Below are 16241 nucleotides of genomic sequence, written 5' to 3' on the forward strand. Positions count from 1 at the left end.
GGGTCCGTTGGCGACGGTTCGGGCGCGAACGGGCCGTTCGTACGGTTGCGCTCGCGGGTTGTGCGCCGCGAACGGCCCTTTCGCGACTCAGTCGGCCAGGTGGATGCGCGAATGGTCCGTTCGCGCAGGTCGGGGAGGTGCGTGCGGCACGAACGGCCCTTTCACACCGGTTGAGGCCGGAGGCGAGCGGCGCGAATGGCCCTTTCGTGCTGCCTCGGCCTGCTGAAGTGCGACACGAGCGGTCCGTTCGCGCCGCCGAGGCCCTGACCTGTGTCACCAACGGTCCATTCGTGACGCGGGGCGCGTGTTGCGAGCGGACCGTTCGCGCCCAACTGGTCACGAACGGTCCGTTCGTGACGGTTGGGCAGCGGGTGTCGTCGCGACCGGCCCGTTCGCGCCGCTGCCACCCCTGGTCAAGGGTGCGAAAGGGCCGTTCGCAGCGCCGCAGCCCGGCGGATGTTGGGCACGAAAGGGCCGTTCGCGCCGTCCAACCTCGGAAACCGGGCGCGAAAGGAGCCGTTCGCGCGCCCAACCCCAGACACCCCCGCACGAAAGGGCCGTTCGCGCCGCCCCAATCCCGGAGACCCGGCGCGAAAGGGCCGCTCGCGCGCACCCAACCCGGAAACCCCGCCCCACCGGCCCGACAACACCGCCACCAACCCCATCCCACTCACCCGAATGGCCCCACCGCGCCCGCCGTGAGGCAGAAGTTCACGATGCGCTGAGAGTGGCGCATGTGACGAAACGGCGTCGGCGGTTACCGTTGGAGCATGGCTGGGTCGGCGACGAGGAAGCGAAGTACGGGAAGCGGCGCGAAGGGAGCAGCGGCGCGCAAGCCCCGTACTCCGGCGAAGCCGAGTTCCGGCGCCACCCGGAGCACCCGGACCTCCCGGAAGCCGGCCGCTCGCAAGCCGGCTCCTCGGCGGAAGACTCCCGGTGTCTTCGGCAAGGGTGTCCGGGGGACCTGGAACCTGCTGGCCCGGGGCATCGGGACGCTGGCCCGCACCGTCGGGCGCACCCGGGAACTCGAGGCCGAGCACCGTCGTGACGGGCTCGCGCTCGGGCTGATCGCGCTCGCCATCATCGCCGCCGTCGGGGTCTGGTGGCGGGCCGCCGGGCCGATCGGTGCGGGTGTGGAGATCGCGACTCGGACCGTGCTGGGCGCCGGGGCCGTGACACTGCCGCTGGTGCTCGTGGTCATCGCCGTCGCCCTGATGCGGTCCGAACCGCATCCGGAGACGCGGCCGCGGATGGTCGTCGGGACCATCATGGTCGTGCTGTCCGTGCTCGGGATGCTGCACATCTTCACCGCGCTCCCGGGCACCAACGACGGCCGGATGTACGCCGGCGGTATCGTCGGCGCCTTCTCCGGCGGGCTGCTGACCATGGGCGTCACCACCTGGGTCGCCGTGCCGCTGCTGATCCTCGCCCTCGTCTTCGGCATCCTCGTGTTCACCGGCACGCCCGTGCGCGAGATCCCGCACCGCCTGCGCAACTGGGGTCTCGACGAAGAAGACCTCGCCGAGGGCGACGAGGGCTCCATCTTCGCGACCGACGAAGACGACGTCACCGAGGCCGATCCGAAGGCCGCGCGGCTGCGCAAGCCGTCCCGCCGCCGGCAGGCCGCCGACGCGAACCCCGAGCAGCTCGACATCGAGGCCGCCCTCGCCGAGATGCCGACGCCGATCAAGCCGCCGAAGGCGCTGCCCAAACCGCCGGCGGCGGAGGTGCCCGAAAAGAAGCCGAAGAAGGCCCCCGAGCCCGCGATGGCGGTCACCCGGACGGTGGAGGGCGACTACAAGCTGCCGCCGCCGGACCTGCTGAAGCTCGGCGACGCGCCGAAGTCCCGCAGCAAGGCCAACGACGCCATGATCGAGGCGATCACCGGCGTCCTGGAGCAGTTCAGCATCGACGCGCAGGTCACCGGCTTCACCCGCGGCCCGACGGTCACCCGGTACGAGGTCGAGCTCGGCCCGGGCGTCAAGGTCGAGAAGATCACCGCGCTGACCAAGAACATCGCCTACGCCGTGGCCACGGACAACGTCCGGCTGCTGGCGCCGATCCCCGGCAAGTCCGCGGTCGGCATCGAGGTGCCGAACTCCGACCGCGAGATGGTCCGCCTGGGTGACGTCCTGCGCGCGCCGACCACCGTCAAGGACAACCACCCGATGGTGATCGGCCTCGGCAAGGACATCGAGGGCCACTTCGTCACCGCGAACCTCACGAAGATGCCTCACCTGCTGGTCGCCGGTTCCACCGGTTCCGGTAAGTCGAGCTTCGTCAACTCGATGCTCGTCTCGCTGCTCGCGCGGGCGACGCCCGACGAGTGCCGGATGATCCTGATCGACCCGAAGATGGTCGAGCTGACGCCGTACGAGGGCATCCCGCACCTGATCACGCCCATCATCACCCAGCCGAAGAAGGCCGCCGCCGCGCTGGCCTGGCTGGTGGAGGAGATGGAGCAGCGCTACCAGGACATGCAGGTCAACAAGGTCCGCCACATCGACGACTACAACAAGAAGGTGAAGTCCGGCGAGATCACGGCGCCGCCCGGGTCCGAGCGCGAGTACCGGCCGTACCCGTACATCATGGCGATCGTCGACGAGCTCGCCGACCTGATGATGACCGCCCCGCGTGACGTCGAGGACGCCATCGTCCGGATCACGCAGAAGGCGCGCGCCGCCGGGATCCACCTGGTCCTGGCCACGCAGCGGCCGTCGGTCGACGTCGTCACCGGCCTGATCAAGACCAACGTGCCGTCGCGGCTCGCGTTCGCGACGTCGTCGCTGACGGACTCGCGGGTCATCCTCGACCAGCCGGGCGCGGAGAAGCTGATCGGCATGGGCGACGCGCTCTACCTGCCGATGGGCGCCGGCAAGCCGGTCCGCATCCAGGGCGCGTTCGTCGGGGACGAAGAGATCTCCGCGGTCGTCAACTACGCCAAGGAGCAGGCGCAGCCGGACTACCAGGACGGCGTCACCGCGCAGAAGGCCGGCGAGAAGAAGGAGATCGACGCCGACATCGGCGACGACCTCGACGTGCTGATCCAGGCGACCGAGCTGATCGTCACCTCGCAGTTCGGCTCGACGTCGATGCTGCAGCGCAAGCTGCGGGTCGGGTTCGCCAAGGCCGGCCGGCTGATGGACCTGCTGGAGAGCCGCGGCGTGGTCGGCCCGTCGGAGGGCTCGAAGGCCCGCGACGTGCTGATCAAGCCGGAGGAGCTGGAGTCGGTCCTGTTCATGATCCGCGGCGGCGACCCGGTCCCGGCCGACCCGGACGACGAGTAAGCCCCTGGTTGATGCTTCGAGCCGTTCTGTACGGTTTACTGGTACAGAACGGCTCGAAGCACCACGAAGGAGGCGGTCGGGATGTTGCGGAGCTTCCGTTTGGGCAACCACCGCTCGTTCCGCGACGAGCGAGAGCTCCTGCTCATGCCCGCCGCGCCCGGTGACGAGCGTCCGGCGGTGCCGGTAGCCGCCATCTACGGCGCGAATGCCTCGGGCAAGTCCAACTTGTTCAAAGGGATCACCTTCGTGAAGCGGGCGGTGATGAACGTCCACGTGTCGAACGAAGCCGGTCGGCACGACATCGTGGCCGTGCAAGACCCGTTCCGGCTCGATCCGGGCATGGAGCGGCGGCCTTCGACGTTCGTCTTCGAGCTGATCGCGGAAGGTGTTCCGTACACCTACGGCTTCATTCTGCAGGAGCACGAGATCCTCGAAGAGTGGCTGTACTCGTACCCGGAGAAGCGCAAGCGGGTCATCTTCGAGCGTGATCGGGCCACGATCAAATTCGGCAGCACCATGGCTGATCTCAGGCAGAAGCTGGAACTCCTCGAAGAACTGATCCGTCCGACCGCGCTGCTCCTGAGCGTGTGCGACCGCCTCGAACTCGGTGCCCTGATGCCCGCGTACCGGTGGTTCTCGACCGGCGTCCTGGCGAGTGGTGTCGGTGGCCGACAACCCGATCCGGATTACAGTCAGTACGTAGTCGGTGATTACCTGCGACGCAACCCCGAGCATCGGCAGCGGATGGTCTCCCTGCTCGGAGTTGCCGATGTCGGGATCGTGGACATGATCGTGAAGGAGCGGCAGGACTCGCACAGTCGCCGGCTGGCCGGCGAGAGTTTCGGCCTGGAGGTCAAACTCCTTCACGGGGCCGGTCGTGAGCCGTTCGACTTCGACGACGAGTCGTCGGGAACGCGCAACTGGGTCGGCCTCCTGCCTTTGGTATTGAGCACGCTGGACGCCGGGCGGCTCCTCTTGGTCGATGAAATCGACGCCAGCCTCCACCCGTTGCTGACCGCGAAGCTGGTCGGTCTCTTCCAGGACAGTGAGATCAACGCCAAGGGTGCTCAGCTGATCTTCACCACGCATGACACCAGCCTGCTCGGCACCATGCTCGGCGAGCAGGTGCTCGAACGGGACCAGATCTGGTTCGTCGACCGGGACGCCGAAGGCAAAAGCGACCTCTACCCCCTTACGGACTTCAAGCCGCGGAAAGACCAGAACACCGAACGGCGTTACCTAGCGGGCAGCTACGGGGCGGTGCCCGTCCTGGGGGACTTCTCCGAGGCTGTGCAGGACCGATGAGCCGGCGCGAAAACACCGGGCGACGCCGTCCGGCGTTCCGTGAGCAACGCTCGTCCCTCCTGGTCGTTTGTGGTGCGAAGGCGACCGAACCGGCGTATTTCGACGGACTCAAGCGGGCTCGGCGAAATCCGGCCGTCACGATCAAGATCAAAGCCAAGCCGGCGGATCCTGAAACGGTCGTGAAGTACGGAGCGGAGCTTCGGCGCCGCGCTCAAGGTACGTACGACGCCGTCTGGTGCGTAGTCGACGTGGATGAGTTCGACCTGGACCGGACAGCGGCCACCGCTCGGCGCCTTCAGGTGAACCTGGCCATCTCGAACCCCTGCTTCGAATACTGGCTGTTGCTCCACTTCGAGGCATGCGCAGCTCCGCTGACCTGTTACAGCGACGTCGAGAAGAGGCTGCGGCGGCACGTTCCCGGTTACCACAAGTCGGCACTGCGATTCGATGACTTCGCCCATGGCGTCGACAAGGCGGTCGAGCGAGCTCGGCACCCTGACGCCGGACACGCCCGCAACCCGTCCACCCAGGTGGGCCGGCTCGTCGACGAGATGAGCTAGCGCCGGTGCAACCCGCGGCCGGGCCCGTTCCGTCCTGAGCACGTGGACACACAGCGATTCGCAGCCGGACTGTTCGCTTTCGCCGTCGTCGCGGTGAGCGCCGGGAGTTCGGTCGCCTCCGGGCAGGCCGCACCCGCGTCCACGCCGGCGGCGTCGGCTCCCTCGACCGTCGGGACCGCGCTCGGCCGGGACGTCACCCTGCGGCTCGGCCAGGAGGCCGCCGTGCAGGGGCGGGACCTGACCGTGCGGTACACCCGCCTGGTCTCGGACTCCCGGTGCCGCCCCGGCATGCAGTGCTTCTGGCAGGGCGAGGCCTCGGTGGCCTTCCTGCTGAGCGAGCCGGGCCGCGGCGAGAGCACCACGGCCGAGCTGCACACCGGCCCGCGCACGGGCCCGCAGGCGACGAGCTTCGCCGCGAGCCGCGTCGAGCTGGTGTCGGTGAGCCAGGACGCCGGTGAGGCGACGGTCCGGATCAGCTGAGCGGCGCGCCCCAGTGGTCCAGGTAGGCGACCTCGGCCAGCGGGACGCGCGCGGCCGGTTTGAAGTCCGGGACCGTCGTGTACGCCACCGGCAGCAGGCCGACCTGGGTGAAGCCGGCCGGGACGCCGAGGATCTCGGCGGCCGCCGTCTCGCGGGACAGGTGGTACGTCGTGAGCGTCGAGCCGAGGCCGCGGGAGCGCAGGGCCAGCTGGAAGTTCCAGACCGCCGGGAAGATGCCGCCGTAGAAGGCCGCGTCCGTCGCGTTCTCGCCGCTCGGGCGGCCCTTGAGGCAGGGGATGACGAACACCGGCACCCGCTCGATGACGTCGATCAGGTGCTGCCCGGACGCCAGGCCCCGCCGGGTGGCGGCGTCGCCCGCCTCGCGGTCCGCCAGGTAGGCCGCGCCGACCTCGCGGAACAGCCCGCCGAGCCGGTCCTTCACCCGCTGGTCGCGCACCACGAGCCAGCGCCACGCCTGGGCGTTGCCCGGGGTCGGTGCCTGCAGCGCGAGGTTCAGGCACTCCTCGAGGACCGCCGCCTCGACCGGGCGATCGAGGTCGAGCTTGCGGCGGACGGCGCGGGTGGTGCTGAGCAGGTGATCGATCTCCATGCCCCCATCCTGGCCCGGACCGCGACAGTCCGGGCCAGGAAGGCGGTCAGACCACCGGCTCAGCCGCCGAACTTGCGGACGGCCTGGTAGTACGTCCAGGCCGCGCCCTTGCACACCACGTTCGACCCGCAGACGCTCTTCAGGTCGCTGTAGAGGTTGTCGTCGATCTTCAGGCGGTTCGCCGAGGTGAACCGGCCCTGCTTCTTGTAGTTGCGGTACCCGAAGTCGTGCCGGTGGCAGCCCGGCAGGAACTGGAAGCCGAACGGGGTGTCCGGCGACCACGAGCAGCCGTCGGACGACCAGTCGAGCTGGCCGTTGTAGGGCTTCTGCGCCCGGGTGGACTCGAAGCCGGACAGCGAGGTGTGGAAGAGGTACTGGTCGGTGACCGTCGGGATGTCGACGGCCGCGGCGGTGCCGGTGCCCAGCAGGGCCCCCAAGCCGACAGTCACGGCCACCGTCATGGTGGCCCCCAGGTTCCGGAGTGTCGTGCGCATCGTGTGCGTTCCCTTGCTGATCAAGTGGACGATTTGCCCGACCAGCTTCGAGTGCGCTTTGTCCCGCCGTCACCGCCCGAAAGGAGGATGTTCGGTGAATTTCCCTCAGAGCTGGAGCAACATGCGTGAATTGCCCAGGGTGTTGGGCTTGACATACGGCAGGTCGAGGAACTCGGCGACGCCGGTGTCGTGCGAGCGCCGCATCTCCTCGTAGACCTCGTGCGACACCGGGGTGCCGTCGATCTCCACGAAACCGTGGCCGGCGAAGAAGCCGGTCTCGAAGGTCAGCACGAACAGCCGCCGGAGCCCGAGCTCACGGGCCTCGTCGACGAGGCGGGCGACCAGCAGCCGCCCGACACCCTGGCCGCGGGCGGCCTTGTCGACCACCACGGTGCGCAGCTCGGCGATGTCCTCCCAGAGGACGTGGAGGGCGGCCGCGCCGAGGACCTCGCCCGCCGCTTCGGCGATCCAGAACTCCTGGACGGCCTCGTAGAGGGTGACCAGGTCCTTCTCCAGCAGCACGCGGCCCGCGTCCGCGTCGACCAGGGCCTTGATCTTGCGGATGTCGGCGATCCGGGCACGGCGGACGGTCGGGCGGGGCGAGTCGGACGGCACGAGCGTCAACTCAACCACACGGCCCTGGAGGCGGGATGACACGACCGGGCTACGCCGTCGTCGGACCGGCGAGGACCGGCGGCTACCCTGAACGTCGTGCCTTCTCCCACCACGGAACCTGCCGCCACCCGACGCGTCTCCCTGCTGACCCTGGGCTGCGCCCGCAACGAGGTCGACTCGGAGGAGCTGGCGGGCCGGCTGGCGGCCGGCGGCTGGGAGCTGGCGGCCGATCCGGAGGACTCCGACGTCGTGGTGGTCAACACCTGCGGCTTCGTCGAGTCGGCCAAGAAGGACTCCGTCGACACGCTGCTGGCGGCCTCGGACACGGGCAAGAAGGTCGTCGCCGTCGGCTGCATGGCCGAGCGCTACGGCCACGAGCTGGCCGACAGCCTGCCCGAGGCGGACGCCGTCCTCGGCTTCGACCACTACGCCGACCTTTCCGACCGCCTGGACGACGTCGTCGCCGGCCGCAAGGTCGCCTCGCACACGCCGGGCGACCGCCGCAAGCTGCTGCCGATCAGCCCGGTCCAGCGCCCCGCCGCGGCCGAGAACGTCGAGGTCCCGGGCCACGCCCAGCACGGCTGGGGCCCGCGGGTGCTGCGCACGCGCCTCGACGACTCCCCGGTGGCCGCGCTGAAGATCGCCTCCGGCTGCGACCGGCGCTGCTCGTTCTGCGCCATCCCGTCGTTCCGCGGCTCCTTCGTGTCCCGCCAGCCGGACGAGATCGTCGCCGAAGCCATGTGGCTGGCCGAGCACGGCGTCAAGGAACTGTTCCTGGTCAGCGAGAACTCGACGTCCTACGGCAAGGACTTCGGCCGCGACGGCGCCACCGCGCTGGAGCGGCTGCTGCCGCGGCTGGCGGAGATCGACGGCATCGAGCGCGTCCGCGTCTCCTACCTGCAGCCGGCCGAGACGCGCCCGCAGCTGGTGAAGGCCATCGCGACCACGCCGGGTGTCGCCGAGTACTTCGACCTGTCGTTCCAGCACTCCAGCGAGCAGGTGCTGCGCCGGATGCGCCGGTTCGGCTCGACCGACTCCTTCCTCGCGCTGACCGAGCAGATCCGCGAGTACGCGCCCGAGGCGGGCATCCGCACCAACGTGATCGTCGGGTTCCCCGGCGAGACCGAGCACGACCTGGCCGAGCTGGAGCGCTTCCTCACCGGCGCCCGGCTCGACGCGGTCGGCGTCTTCGGCTACTCCGACGAGGACGGCACCGAGGCCGAGGGCTTCGAGGGCAAGCTCGACCCCCAGGTGGTCACCGAGCGCGTCACGCGGATCTCGGCGCTGGTCGAGGAGCTGACCTCGCAGCGCGCGGAGGACCGGATCGGCACCTTCGTCGACGTCCTGGTCGAGCTGGACGACGACGGCGAGCTGACCGGCCGCGCCGCGCACCAGGCCCCCGAGGTCGACGGCGAGTGCGTCATCCTCGACGCCCCGGAGAAGACCCAGGTGGGTGATTTCCTCCGGTGCGAGGTAGTCGACTCGGCGGGTGTCGACCTGATCGTGCGCGCGGCACCGGACGCCGACCGGTGAGTGCGCTCCCGAGCGACGCCGCGGACGAGGGCCTGGTCCCGCCGGCCGCGGAGACGACGGCGCAGGTCCCGGAGGCGACCCCGGTCCCGACCCTGAACCTCGCGAACCTCCTGACGCTCTCCCGGCTGGTCCTGGTGCCGCTGTTCATCGCGGCGCTGTTCACCGGCGACGGCGTCGACACCACCTGGCGCGCGATCGCGACCGGGCTGTTCGCCGTCGCCTCCGCGACCGACCAGCTCGACGGCTGGGTGGCCCGCAAGTACGGCCTCATCACCGACTTCGGCAAGATCGCCGACCCGATCGCGGACAAGGCGCTCACCGGCGCCGCCCTGGTCGGGCTGAGCATCCTCGGCATGCTCGGCTGGTGGGTCACGATCGTGATCGCCGTCCGCGAGATCGGCGTCACGCTGCTGCGCTTCTGGGTGATCCGCCACGGCGTGATCCCGGCCAGCCGCGGTGGCAAGGCCAAGACGATGGCCCAGATCGCCGCGATCACGGCGTACCTGCTGCCGCTGCCGGTCGGCGCCGACCCGGTGCGCTGGGCGCTGATGGGCCTGGCGCTGGTGCTGACCGTGGTCACCGGCGTCGACTACCTGGTCCGGGCGGTGCGCCTGCGCGCGGCCGGACGCCGGGTCACCGGGAACTGAGCGTGGACGAGAAGGCCCTGGTCGCGGCGCTGCGGGCCCGGGGCGAGACGGTCGCGGCCGCGGAGTCGCTGACCGCCGGGCTGGTCTGCGCCACCCTGGCCCGGGTGCCGGGGGCGAGCGCGGTCCTGCGCGGCGGCCTGGTCGTCTACGCCACCGAACTGAAGACGCGGCTGGCCGGGGTCGACCCCGAGCTGCTCGCCGAGCACGGTGCGGTGTACCCCGAGGTCGCGGCGCAGCTGGCCTTGGGCGCCCGCGAGCGCTGCGGCGCCACCTGGGGGCTCGGGCTCACCGGCGTGGCCGGCCCGGCCGCCCAGGACGGCGTCGCGCCGGGCACCGTGCACATCGGGCTCGCCGGGCCACCGCGTGTTTCGGAGGCTGGGGTGGCGGAGCCCCCGGACCGAGGCGGAGCCTCGTTTGTCACACCGGGTCTTTCGGGGGCTCGGGTGGCGGAGCCCCCGGACCGAGGCGGAGCCTCGTTTGTCACAGTCCGTACCCTGGCCTTGAGCGGTGACCGGGACTTGATCAGGACCTCGTCGGTCCGCGCCGCGTTTGCCCTGCTCGGGGAACATCTGGCGTGAATCGGGCGTTCGCCCTTGGCGTACGGGCACCCAAATCCTGCGCCCGGGGCGCCGCTCTGGGTAACGTAGGGGGTACTTGTACGGAAGGGAGGCGCGTGATGACCGTGCTGTTGCGTGAGGCGATCGGTGATCGGCTCCGTCATGCCCGCACCAACCAGCGTCGTACGCTGCGCGACATCTCCCGCGCCGCCAGGGTCAGCCTCGGCTACCTCTCCGAGGTGGAACGCGGTCAGAAGGAGGCGTCGAGCGAGCTGCTCGCGTCCATCTGCCAGGCCCTGGACCTTCCGCTGGGCGAACTGCTGCACCACGTGGCAGCGGACGTTTCGGCCCTCGACAACGTCGAGGTCGCGCCGGTCGACGAGCGGATCGTGGACGGCGCGCCCCGGGAGAAGGTGCCCGACCGCGGTGCGAAGGCCTCGGCGGCCGGGATCGAAGGCGGCCGCCTGATGTCCGAGCTGATCGGCAACGACCTCGCGGACCTGCGGGTTTCGCCGGCGCCGCGGATGAACACCACCCTGCGCACGACGATCGGGCAGCCGAAGCTGGCCTCCACGATCGCCGCATAGTCACGAATCGGACACGACGACGGCCCCGGGCAACGCGCCCGGGGCCGTTCGCGTGGGATACCCGTGGGATACCGGGGTGATCAGGGGGTGAACCCTGAAATCCCCCGGGGTCGCCTGGAATGGACGTGGCCGACCTGACACGATGGAACCCAACGCCGGGGTCGGTGCGTTGCATGTGCAGGGGAGCGACGCCCCACCACCCCGAGTACTCAAGGCCCGTGGGACGCAAGAAGGCAGGCGGAGGAGATGGCCAACCCGTTCGTGAAGTTCTGGAAGTACATGATGGCGGCGTTCTCGTCGAAGATCGACGAGCACGCCGACCCGAAGGTACAGATCCAGCAGGCCATCGAGGAGGCGCAGCGCAACCACCAGGCGCTGACGCAGCAGGCCGCCTCCGTGATCGGCAACCAGCGTCAGCTGGAGATGAAGCTCAACCGGCAGCTCAGCGACGTCGAGAAGCTGCAGGCCTCGACCCGCCAGGCCCTCGTCCTCGCGGACGAGGCCCGGGGCAAGGGTGACGAGCAGAAGGCGACCGAGTTCGAGACCGCCGCGGAGAGCTTCGCGACGCAGCTCGTCACGGCCGAGCAGAACATCGAGGACCTCAAGACGCTGCACGACCAGTCGCTGCAGGCGGCGGCCCAGGCCAAGAAGGCCGTGGAGCGCAACTCGCAGATGCTGCAGCAGAAGCTGGCCGAGCGCACCAAGCTGCTCTCGCAGCTGGAGCAGGCGAAGATGCAGGAGCAGGTCTCCGCTTCGCTGAACCAGATGAGCCAGCTGGCCGCGCCGGGCAACACGCCGTCGCTGGAAGAGGTCCGCGACAAGATCGAGAAGCGCTACACCACGGCGCTGGGTCAAGCGGAACTCGCTCAGAACTCGGTCCAGGGCCGCATGATGGAGGTCCAGGCCTCCACCACGCAGTTCGCCGGGCAGTCGCGGCTCGAGCAGATCCGCGCGTCGATGCGCGGCGACTCGGTCGCCCAGGTGACCGACGGCGGCGCGGCGGCGGCCCAGAAGCCGGCCGCCAGCTCGGCCGACATCCAGCGTGAGATCCAGGCGCGCGTGCAGGCGGAGCAGGGCAAGAACCCGGCTTGACGCCGGAGCCGGAGCCGAACCAGGGGGCGGGCATGGGACAGCAAGGCAGAGGCCGGGACTTCAGCGAGTTCGGCGCCAAGCTCGACAAGCACATCGAGAAGCTGCCCGAATACGCCCAGCGCGCCCAGGAGAAGCTCCAGAAGGTCCAGAGGTACTTCCCGCCGGCCGATCAGGCCGGCGGGAAGCCCGGGACCGCCCGGCCGTCCTACCAGCGGCCGAACCCGCTGCAGCGGCCGCGGACGTCCGGATCGCGGATGCCGGACCTGTCGTCGTTGGCGTCCGTGGCGAACCAGGTCCCGGCCTTCGCCGAGGCCCGGACCAAGTGGAACCGGTGGAACGACCCCGCCGCGAAGCTGGAACGCCGCAAGCGGCGGACCTCTCGCGCGCTCACACTGTGGATCCTGCTGACGATCCTGTGCGGCGTCCTCGCCGTGGCCGCGGGCGTGGGCTGGATCAGCGCCACCGGCGCCGCGATGATGCCGCAGGCGATCATGGCCTTCGCCGGTGCCGTCGTGTTCGGCACCTTCGGCGTCCGGTCCGGGCTCAAGCTCCGCGGCCTCAACCGCGTCCAGCTGCCGGCCACCCCGGCCGGTCCGCCCCCGCTGCCGCCCGCCGGGTCGGTGGCGCGCGAGCCGATGGAACGGCTGGCCGAGGGCGAGGCGTCGCTGTTCGAGCTGCTGCGCCAGCTGTCGGTGCCGTCCTCGGTGGGCACGATGCCGGTGTCCGAAGTGTCCGTCGCGGACGCCCGCCAGACGGCCGACGAAGCCGCCGCCGCCCTGCGCGGCCTGGCGGCCCGCATCCAGGCGATCGAACGCGGCCGCAACGCCGCTCCCGCCCGCGAGCGCGCGGCGCTGGACGCGGCGGTCGCCAAGCTCCGCGAGCAGCTCGACGACGGCCTCGAAGGCTACGGCGGCCTGGTCGCCGCGGCCGGCCACACCGTCGCCGCCGCGGGCGACGGCCTGATCACGTCCAAACAGGCCCTCACCGACGCCACGGACCGCCTGGCCGGCCTGGCCATGGCCCTCCGCGAACTCTCCTGACACCCCAAGCCCCGCAACCCACGTGATCTGGCCCGTAACCAGCGTGACTAAGCCCGGAACTCGCGTGATCACACTCGTGACTCGCGTGATCCAGCCCGGAACTCGCGTGATCAGGCCCGTGACTCGCAAGTTCCGGCCCCAATCACGCGAGTTCCGGGCCTAAACACGCGAGTCCCGTCTCCAATCACGCGAGACCCGGGTTCCAGCACGCGAGTCGACCTTCCAGGTACGCGAGTCGACTGTCTGGGTGCGCGAGTCGACCCTCCAGGTCGCGTGTCGACCGTCCACACACGCGAGTCGACTGTCCAATCACGCGTGTTGACCCTCCCGTCACACGTGACGGCGCGCCGATCACGCGAAAACGGCCCGCGCTGAGCCGTTCAGGTGCCCCGCTCTGCCATCCGGGTGCCGTCATGCGGCTCCGGACCCGTCCGGTCACGCGGCGTGCGTGATCGTGCGTTTCACCCCGGCGTCGCCGCCTGTTCACCCCTTGGTCCCGAAACACGCGCGTAATCGGAAACCGGTAGCGACGGAAACGTGCACGACCTAACGTTTCTGTCATGCAAGCAGTGGTGGCACCCGACGGAAGGCCCGCCGTGCTCTGAGGTTCGCCGGCGCCGACCGTACACAGTGGACTTTCTCGCTTTCCGCCGAGGGAAGGACGCCCCGTGAACACGCTCCCGCCGGAACCGGACCCCGTCCCGACCACCCCACCCAGCGCGACCCAGCGCGTCATCGCGGCCTTCGAGCGCGTCTCCGAGGTCGATCGCCCCGAACTCTGGACCACCCTGCGCGCCATCGAGGACGTCCTCGTCGACGCGAAGGCGGTCGACGAACGGGTGAAGGCGGGTGAAGTCCTGCCCTTGGCGGGCACCGTCATCGCCGTCAAGGACGTGATCGACGTCGCCGGGCAGCCCACCACCGCGGGGTGCCCGTCGTTCGCCCGGGTCCCGGAAACCTCCGCCACCGTCGTCGCCCGGCTCACCGCGGCCGGCGCGGTCGTGCTCGGGAAGACCAACCTGGACCAGTTCGGCTACGGCCTCACCGGCACCCGCAGCCCGTACGGCGCCGTGACCGCGGCGTGGGACCGGACGAAGGTCGCCGGCGGCTCCAGCTGCGGCTCGGCCGTCGCCGTCGCGCTCGGCATCGTCGACCTGGCCCTGGGCACCGACACCGCGGGCTCCGGCCGGATCCCGGCCGCGCTGAACGCCGTCGTCGGGCTGAAGCCGACGCTCGGCCTGCTGCCGATGACCGGCGTCCTGCCGACGTCGCGCTCCTACGACAGCGTCTCGGTGTTCGCGACCGGCCTGGCCGCCGGCCGCCACGCGCTCGCCCTGATGACCGGCCCGGACGGCGTCGATCCCGGCACGCGCCCCTGGCCCGCCGACGTCCGCCTCGGCGCCGGCGACCACCCGCGGATCGCGATCCCGGACAAGGCCGGCCTGGCCCCGCTGAGCGCCGCGGCCCGGCTCGCGTTCGAGGACACCGTGACGCGGCTGGCCGTGACGGGCGCGATCATCGCACCGATCGCCTTCGACGCCTTCCGCGAAGCCGGCGAACTGGTCTACACCGGCTCGCTCGACGCCGAGAGCTACGCCGTGATCGGGGAGTTCCTCGGCAAGGACCCGGCCGACTCCGACCCGACGGTCGCCACCCTGATCCACGCGGCCGGCGGCCACACCGCGCACGCGTTCGCCGCCGACAAACACCGGCTCGCCGAGCTGAAGGTCCGGGCCGCGCAGGCGCTCGACGGGTTCGACGCGCTCCTCGTGCCGACCGTGCCGGACCACCCGGACCTCGCCGAAGCACTGGCCGACCCGATCGGCGTGAGCCACCGCCTGGCCACCTACAGCTCGTTCGTGAACGTGCTCGACCTGGCCGCGGTCACCGTCCCGGTGCTGCCGGGCGACCGCCGCCCGTTCGGCGTCACCTTCGTGACGCGCGCGTTCGAGGACCAGATCGCCCTCGACCTCGCCACCGTCTGCACGGACGAGCCGATGACGCACTACCCGGAGCCCGGCGAGGACCTCGTCGTGTTCGGCGCGCACCTGCGCGGCCAGCCGCTCAACTCCCGGCTCACCGAGCTCGGCGCCCGCTTCACCGGCCCGGTCCGGACCGCCGAGCGGTACCGGATGGTGCTGCTGGCCACCGAACCGCCGCAGCCGGGCGTGCTCGAAGACGTCGACGGCAGTGGCCTGGACGGCGAACGCTGGCGGCTGTCCCCGGCCGCGCTGGGCCGGTTCACCGCCACGCTGCCGGAGCCGTTCGTGCTGGCCCGCGTCGAGCTGGAGGACGGGTCCAAGGTCCTCGCCGTCCGGTGCGAAAAGGACGCGACGACGGCGGCACCGGGCCTGGAACGCTACGAGTCCTGGCGCGGCTACGTGCGCTTCACGTCTACCGCCGGGCCGCGAGGCCACGGCTGACGCGGCGCACCAGACCCGGCCCGTGCAGCGCGAACCCGGTGTAGAGCTGCACGAGTGACGCGCCGGCGTCTACCAGCCGGACGGCGTCGTCCGGGCCGAGGATGCCGCCGACGCCGATGATCGGCAGGCTCCCGCCGGTGTGGTCGTGCACGAAGCGCACGACCTCGGCCGCGCGGGTGGTCAGCGGCCGGCCGGACAGCCCTCCCGCCTGTCCGGCCAGGCCGCTCTCCGCGGCCGCGATGCCGTCGCGGGACAGGGTCGTGTTGGTGGCGATGATCCCGGCGACGCCGTGCTCGAGACTGACCTCGAGCAGCTCGGCCAGCGCGTCGTCGGTCAGGTCCGGGGCGACCTTCACCAGCACCGGCGTCGGCGCGGCGCCACCGGCCAGCTCGACGGACGTCGACCGCAGCTCGCCGAGCAGCTCGGCCAGCGCGGCGCGGTCCTGCAGCTGCCGCAGCCCCGGCGTGTTCGGCGAGCTGACGTTGATCGCGAAGTAGTCGGCGTACGGGTGCAGCGCACGCAGCGAGAACCGGTAGTCCTCGACGGCGTCTTCGAGCGGCGTGACCTTCGACTTCCCGATGCTGATCCCGAGCGGCACGCCCGGTTTGCCCTCCCGGGCGAGCTTCGCCGCGAGCGCCTCGGCGCCGTCGTTGTTGAAGCCCATGCGGTTGATGACCGCGTCGGTCTCGGGGAGGGTGAACAGCCGCGGCTTCGGGTTGCCCGGCTGCGCCAGCCGCGTCACGGTGCCGACCTCGACGAAACCGAAGCCGAGCCCGGCCCACGCGGGCAGCGCGCGGCCGTTCTTGTCCATCCCGGCGGCGAGGCCGACGCGGTTCGGGAAGCGCAGGCCCAGCACCGTCACCGGGTCGTCGACGCGGCTGACGCGGCTCAGCACGGAGGCGGCCTTGCCGAGGCGGGAGAGGACGCCGATCGTGCGCTCGTGCACCAGCTCGGGGTCGTGGTAGGACAGCCGGTACAGCGCCGGGCGGACGATCTTGTCGAAGAACACGC

15 protein-coding genes are annotated in these 16241 nt (G+C 70.8%); 11 read left to right on the forward strand and 4 right to left on the reverse strand.

The genetic code is table 11. The annotated features are described in order from the left end of the window. Positions 1 to 770: 770 nt before the first annotated feature. From OHS58_RS02680 to OHS58_RS02695, 4 genes are all read left to right on the forward strand, one after another. Positions 771 to 3287 carry an FtsK/SpoIIIE family DNA translocase gene (locus OHS58_RS02680; protein ID WP_326943042.1) on the forward strand — a complete coding sequence of 839 codons (2517 nt, stop codon included), beginning with the start codon at positions 771 to 773 and terminating at the stop codon, positions 3285 to 3287. Between the two features lie 81 nt (positions 3288 to 3368). After that, the gene (locus OHS58_RS02685; RefSeq protein ID WP_328647017.1) at positions 3369 to 4592 is read left to right on the forward strand and encodes an AAA family ATPase; all 1224 of its coding nucleotides are present in this window, start codon (positions 3369 to 3371) and stop codon (positions 4590 to 4592) included. Beyond that, complete coding sequence (locus tag OHS58_RS02690) at positions 4589 to 5152, forward strand: RloB family protein (RefSeq protein ID WP_328647018.1); 564 nt, start codon at positions 4589 to 4591, stop codon at positions 5150 to 5152. Before OHS58_RS02685 ends, OHS58_RS02690 begins: the two co-directional genes overlap by 4 nt. 42 nt (positions 5153 to 5194) lie before the next feature. Then, a complete protein-coding gene (locus OHS58_RS02695) occupies positions 5195 to 5632 on the forward strand; it encodes a hypothetical protein (RefSeq protein ID WP_328647019.1) in 438 nt (145 codons plus the stop codon). Here OHS58_RS02695 and OHS58_RS02700 read toward each other — a convergent pair. The 3 genes from OHS58_RS02700 to OHS58_RS02710 all read right to left on the reverse strand — a co-directional run bounded on the left by OHS58_RS02700 (position 5625) and on the right by OHS58_RS02710 (position 7360). Further along, a complete protein-coding gene (locus OHS58_RS02700) occupies positions 5625 to 6242 on the reverse strand; it encodes a nitroreductase family protein (protein WP_328647020.1) in 618 nt (205 codons plus the stop codon). The genes OHS58_RS02695 and OHS58_RS02700 overlap by 8 nt on opposite strands. A gap of 59 nt (positions 6243 to 6301) precedes the next feature. Next, entirely contained in the window at positions 6302 to 6736 is a 435-nt protein-coding gene (locus OHS58_RS02705; RefSeq protein ID WP_326943039.1) for a phospholipase, read from the reverse strand. Between the two features lie 105 nt (positions 6737 to 6841). Further along, the gene (locus tag OHS58_RS02710) at positions 6842 to 7360 is read right to left on the reverse strand and encodes an amino-acid N-acetyltransferase (RefSeq protein WP_371827714.1); all 519 of its coding nucleotides are present in this window, start codon (positions 7358 to 7360) and stop codon (positions 6842 to 6844) included. Positions 7361 to 7447: 87 nt separating this feature from the next. Here OHS58_RS02710 and rimO point away from each other — a divergent pair, with 87 nt between their 5' ends. The 7 genes from rimO (at position 7448) to atzF (ending at position 15230) form a co-directional block, all read left to right on the forward strand. Continuing rightward, positions 7448 to 8884 (forward strand): 30S ribosomal protein S12 methylthiotransferase RimO, encoded by a 1437-nt coding sequence (gene rimO / locus OHS58_RS02715; protein ID WP_247054629.1) that lies wholly within the window; start codon positions 7448 to 7450, stop codon positions 8882 to 8884. After that, a complete protein-coding gene (gene pgsA, locus OHS58_RS02720; RefSeq protein ID WP_328647021.1) occupies positions 8881 to 9531 on the forward strand; it encodes a CDP-diacylglycerol--glycerol-3-phosphate 3-phosphatidyltransferase in 651 nt (216 codons plus the stop codon). Before rimO ends, pgsA begins: the two co-directional genes overlap by 4 nt. A 2-nt stretch (positions 9532 to 9533) precedes the next feature. Then, complete coding sequence (locus tag OHS58_RS48660; protein WP_442875512.1) at positions 9534 to 10109, forward strand: CinA family protein; 576 nt, start codon at positions 9534 to 9536, stop codon at positions 10107 to 10109. Positions 10110 to 10207: 98 nt separating this feature from the next. Beyond that, entirely contained in the window at positions 10208 to 10675 is a 468-nt protein-coding gene (locus OHS58_RS02730; RefSeq protein WP_247054625.1) for a helix-turn-helix domain-containing protein, read from the forward strand. A 246-nt stretch (positions 10676 to 10921) separates the two neighbouring features. Beyond that, a complete protein-coding gene (locus tag OHS58_RS02735) occupies positions 10922 to 11767 on the forward strand; it encodes a PspA/IM30 family protein (RefSeq protein ID WP_326943035.1) in 846 nt (281 codons plus the stop codon). A gap of 32 nt (positions 11768 to 11799) precedes the next feature. Beyond that, positions 11800 to 12807, forward strand: a complete 1008-nt coding sequence (pspM, locus tag OHS58_RS02740) for a phage shock envelope stress response protein PspM (RefSeq protein WP_328647022.1) — start codon at positions 11800 to 11802, stop codon at positions 12805 to 12807. 668 nt (positions 12808 to 13475) lie between these two features. Next, entirely contained in the window at positions 13476 to 15230 is a 1755-nt protein-coding gene (atzF, locus tag OHS58_RS02745) for an allophanate hydrolase (protein ID WP_328647023.1), read from the forward strand. Here the strand turns inward: atzF and OHS58_RS02750 are convergent. Continuing rightward, positions 15202 to 16239 carry a quinone-dependent dihydroorotate dehydrogenase gene (locus OHS58_RS02750; RefSeq protein WP_328647024.1) on the reverse strand — a complete coding sequence of 346 codons (1038 nt, stop codon included), beginning with the start codon at positions 16237 to 16239 and terminating at the stop codon, positions 15202 to 15204. The two genes, atzF and OHS58_RS02750, sit on opposite strands and share 29 nt — an antisense overlap. Between the last annotated feature and the right edge of the window lie 2 nt (positions 16240 to 16241).

Origin of the sequence: Amycolatopsis sp. NBC_00348, from assembly GCF_036114655.1 — a bacterium.
GTDB lineage: Bacteria > Actinomycetota > Actinomycetes > Mycobacteriales > Pseudonocardiaceae > Amycolatopsis.

Bases quoted from the DNA above. Each gene is read 5' to 3' on its own strand.
- OHS58_RS02680 (WP_326943042.1), top strand. From the start codon at position 771: ATGGCTGGGTCGGCGACGAGGAAGCGAAGTACGGGAAGCGGCGCGAAG.
- OHS58_RS02685 (WP_328647017.1), top strand. From the start codon at position 3,369: ATGTTGCGGAGCTTCCGTTTGGGCAACCACCGCTCGTTCCGCGACGAG.
- OHS58_RS02690 (WP_328647018.1), top strand. From the start codon at position 4,589: ATGAGCCGGCGCGAAAACACCGGGCGACGCCGTCCGGCGTTCCGTGAG.
- OHS58_RS02700 (WP_328647020.1), bottom strand. From the start codon at position 6,242: ATGGAGATCGATCACCTGCTCAGCACCACCCGCGCCGTCCGCCGCAAG.
- OHS58_RS02705 (WP_326943039.1), bottom strand. From the start codon at position 6,736: ATGCGCACGACACTCCGGAACCTGGGGGCCACCATGACGGTGGCCGTG.
- OHS58_RS02730 (WP_247054625.1), top strand. From the start codon at position 10,208: ATGACCGTGCTGTTGCGTGAGGCGATCGGTGATCGGCTCCGTCATGCC.
- OHS58_RS02735 (WP_326943035.1), top strand. From the start codon at position 10,922: ATGGCCAACCCGTTCGTGAAGTTCTGGAAGTACATGATGGCGGCGTTC.
- pspM (WP_328647022.1), top strand. From the start codon at position 11,800: ATGGGACAGCAAGGCAGAGGCCGGGACTTCAGCGAGTTCGGCGCCAAG.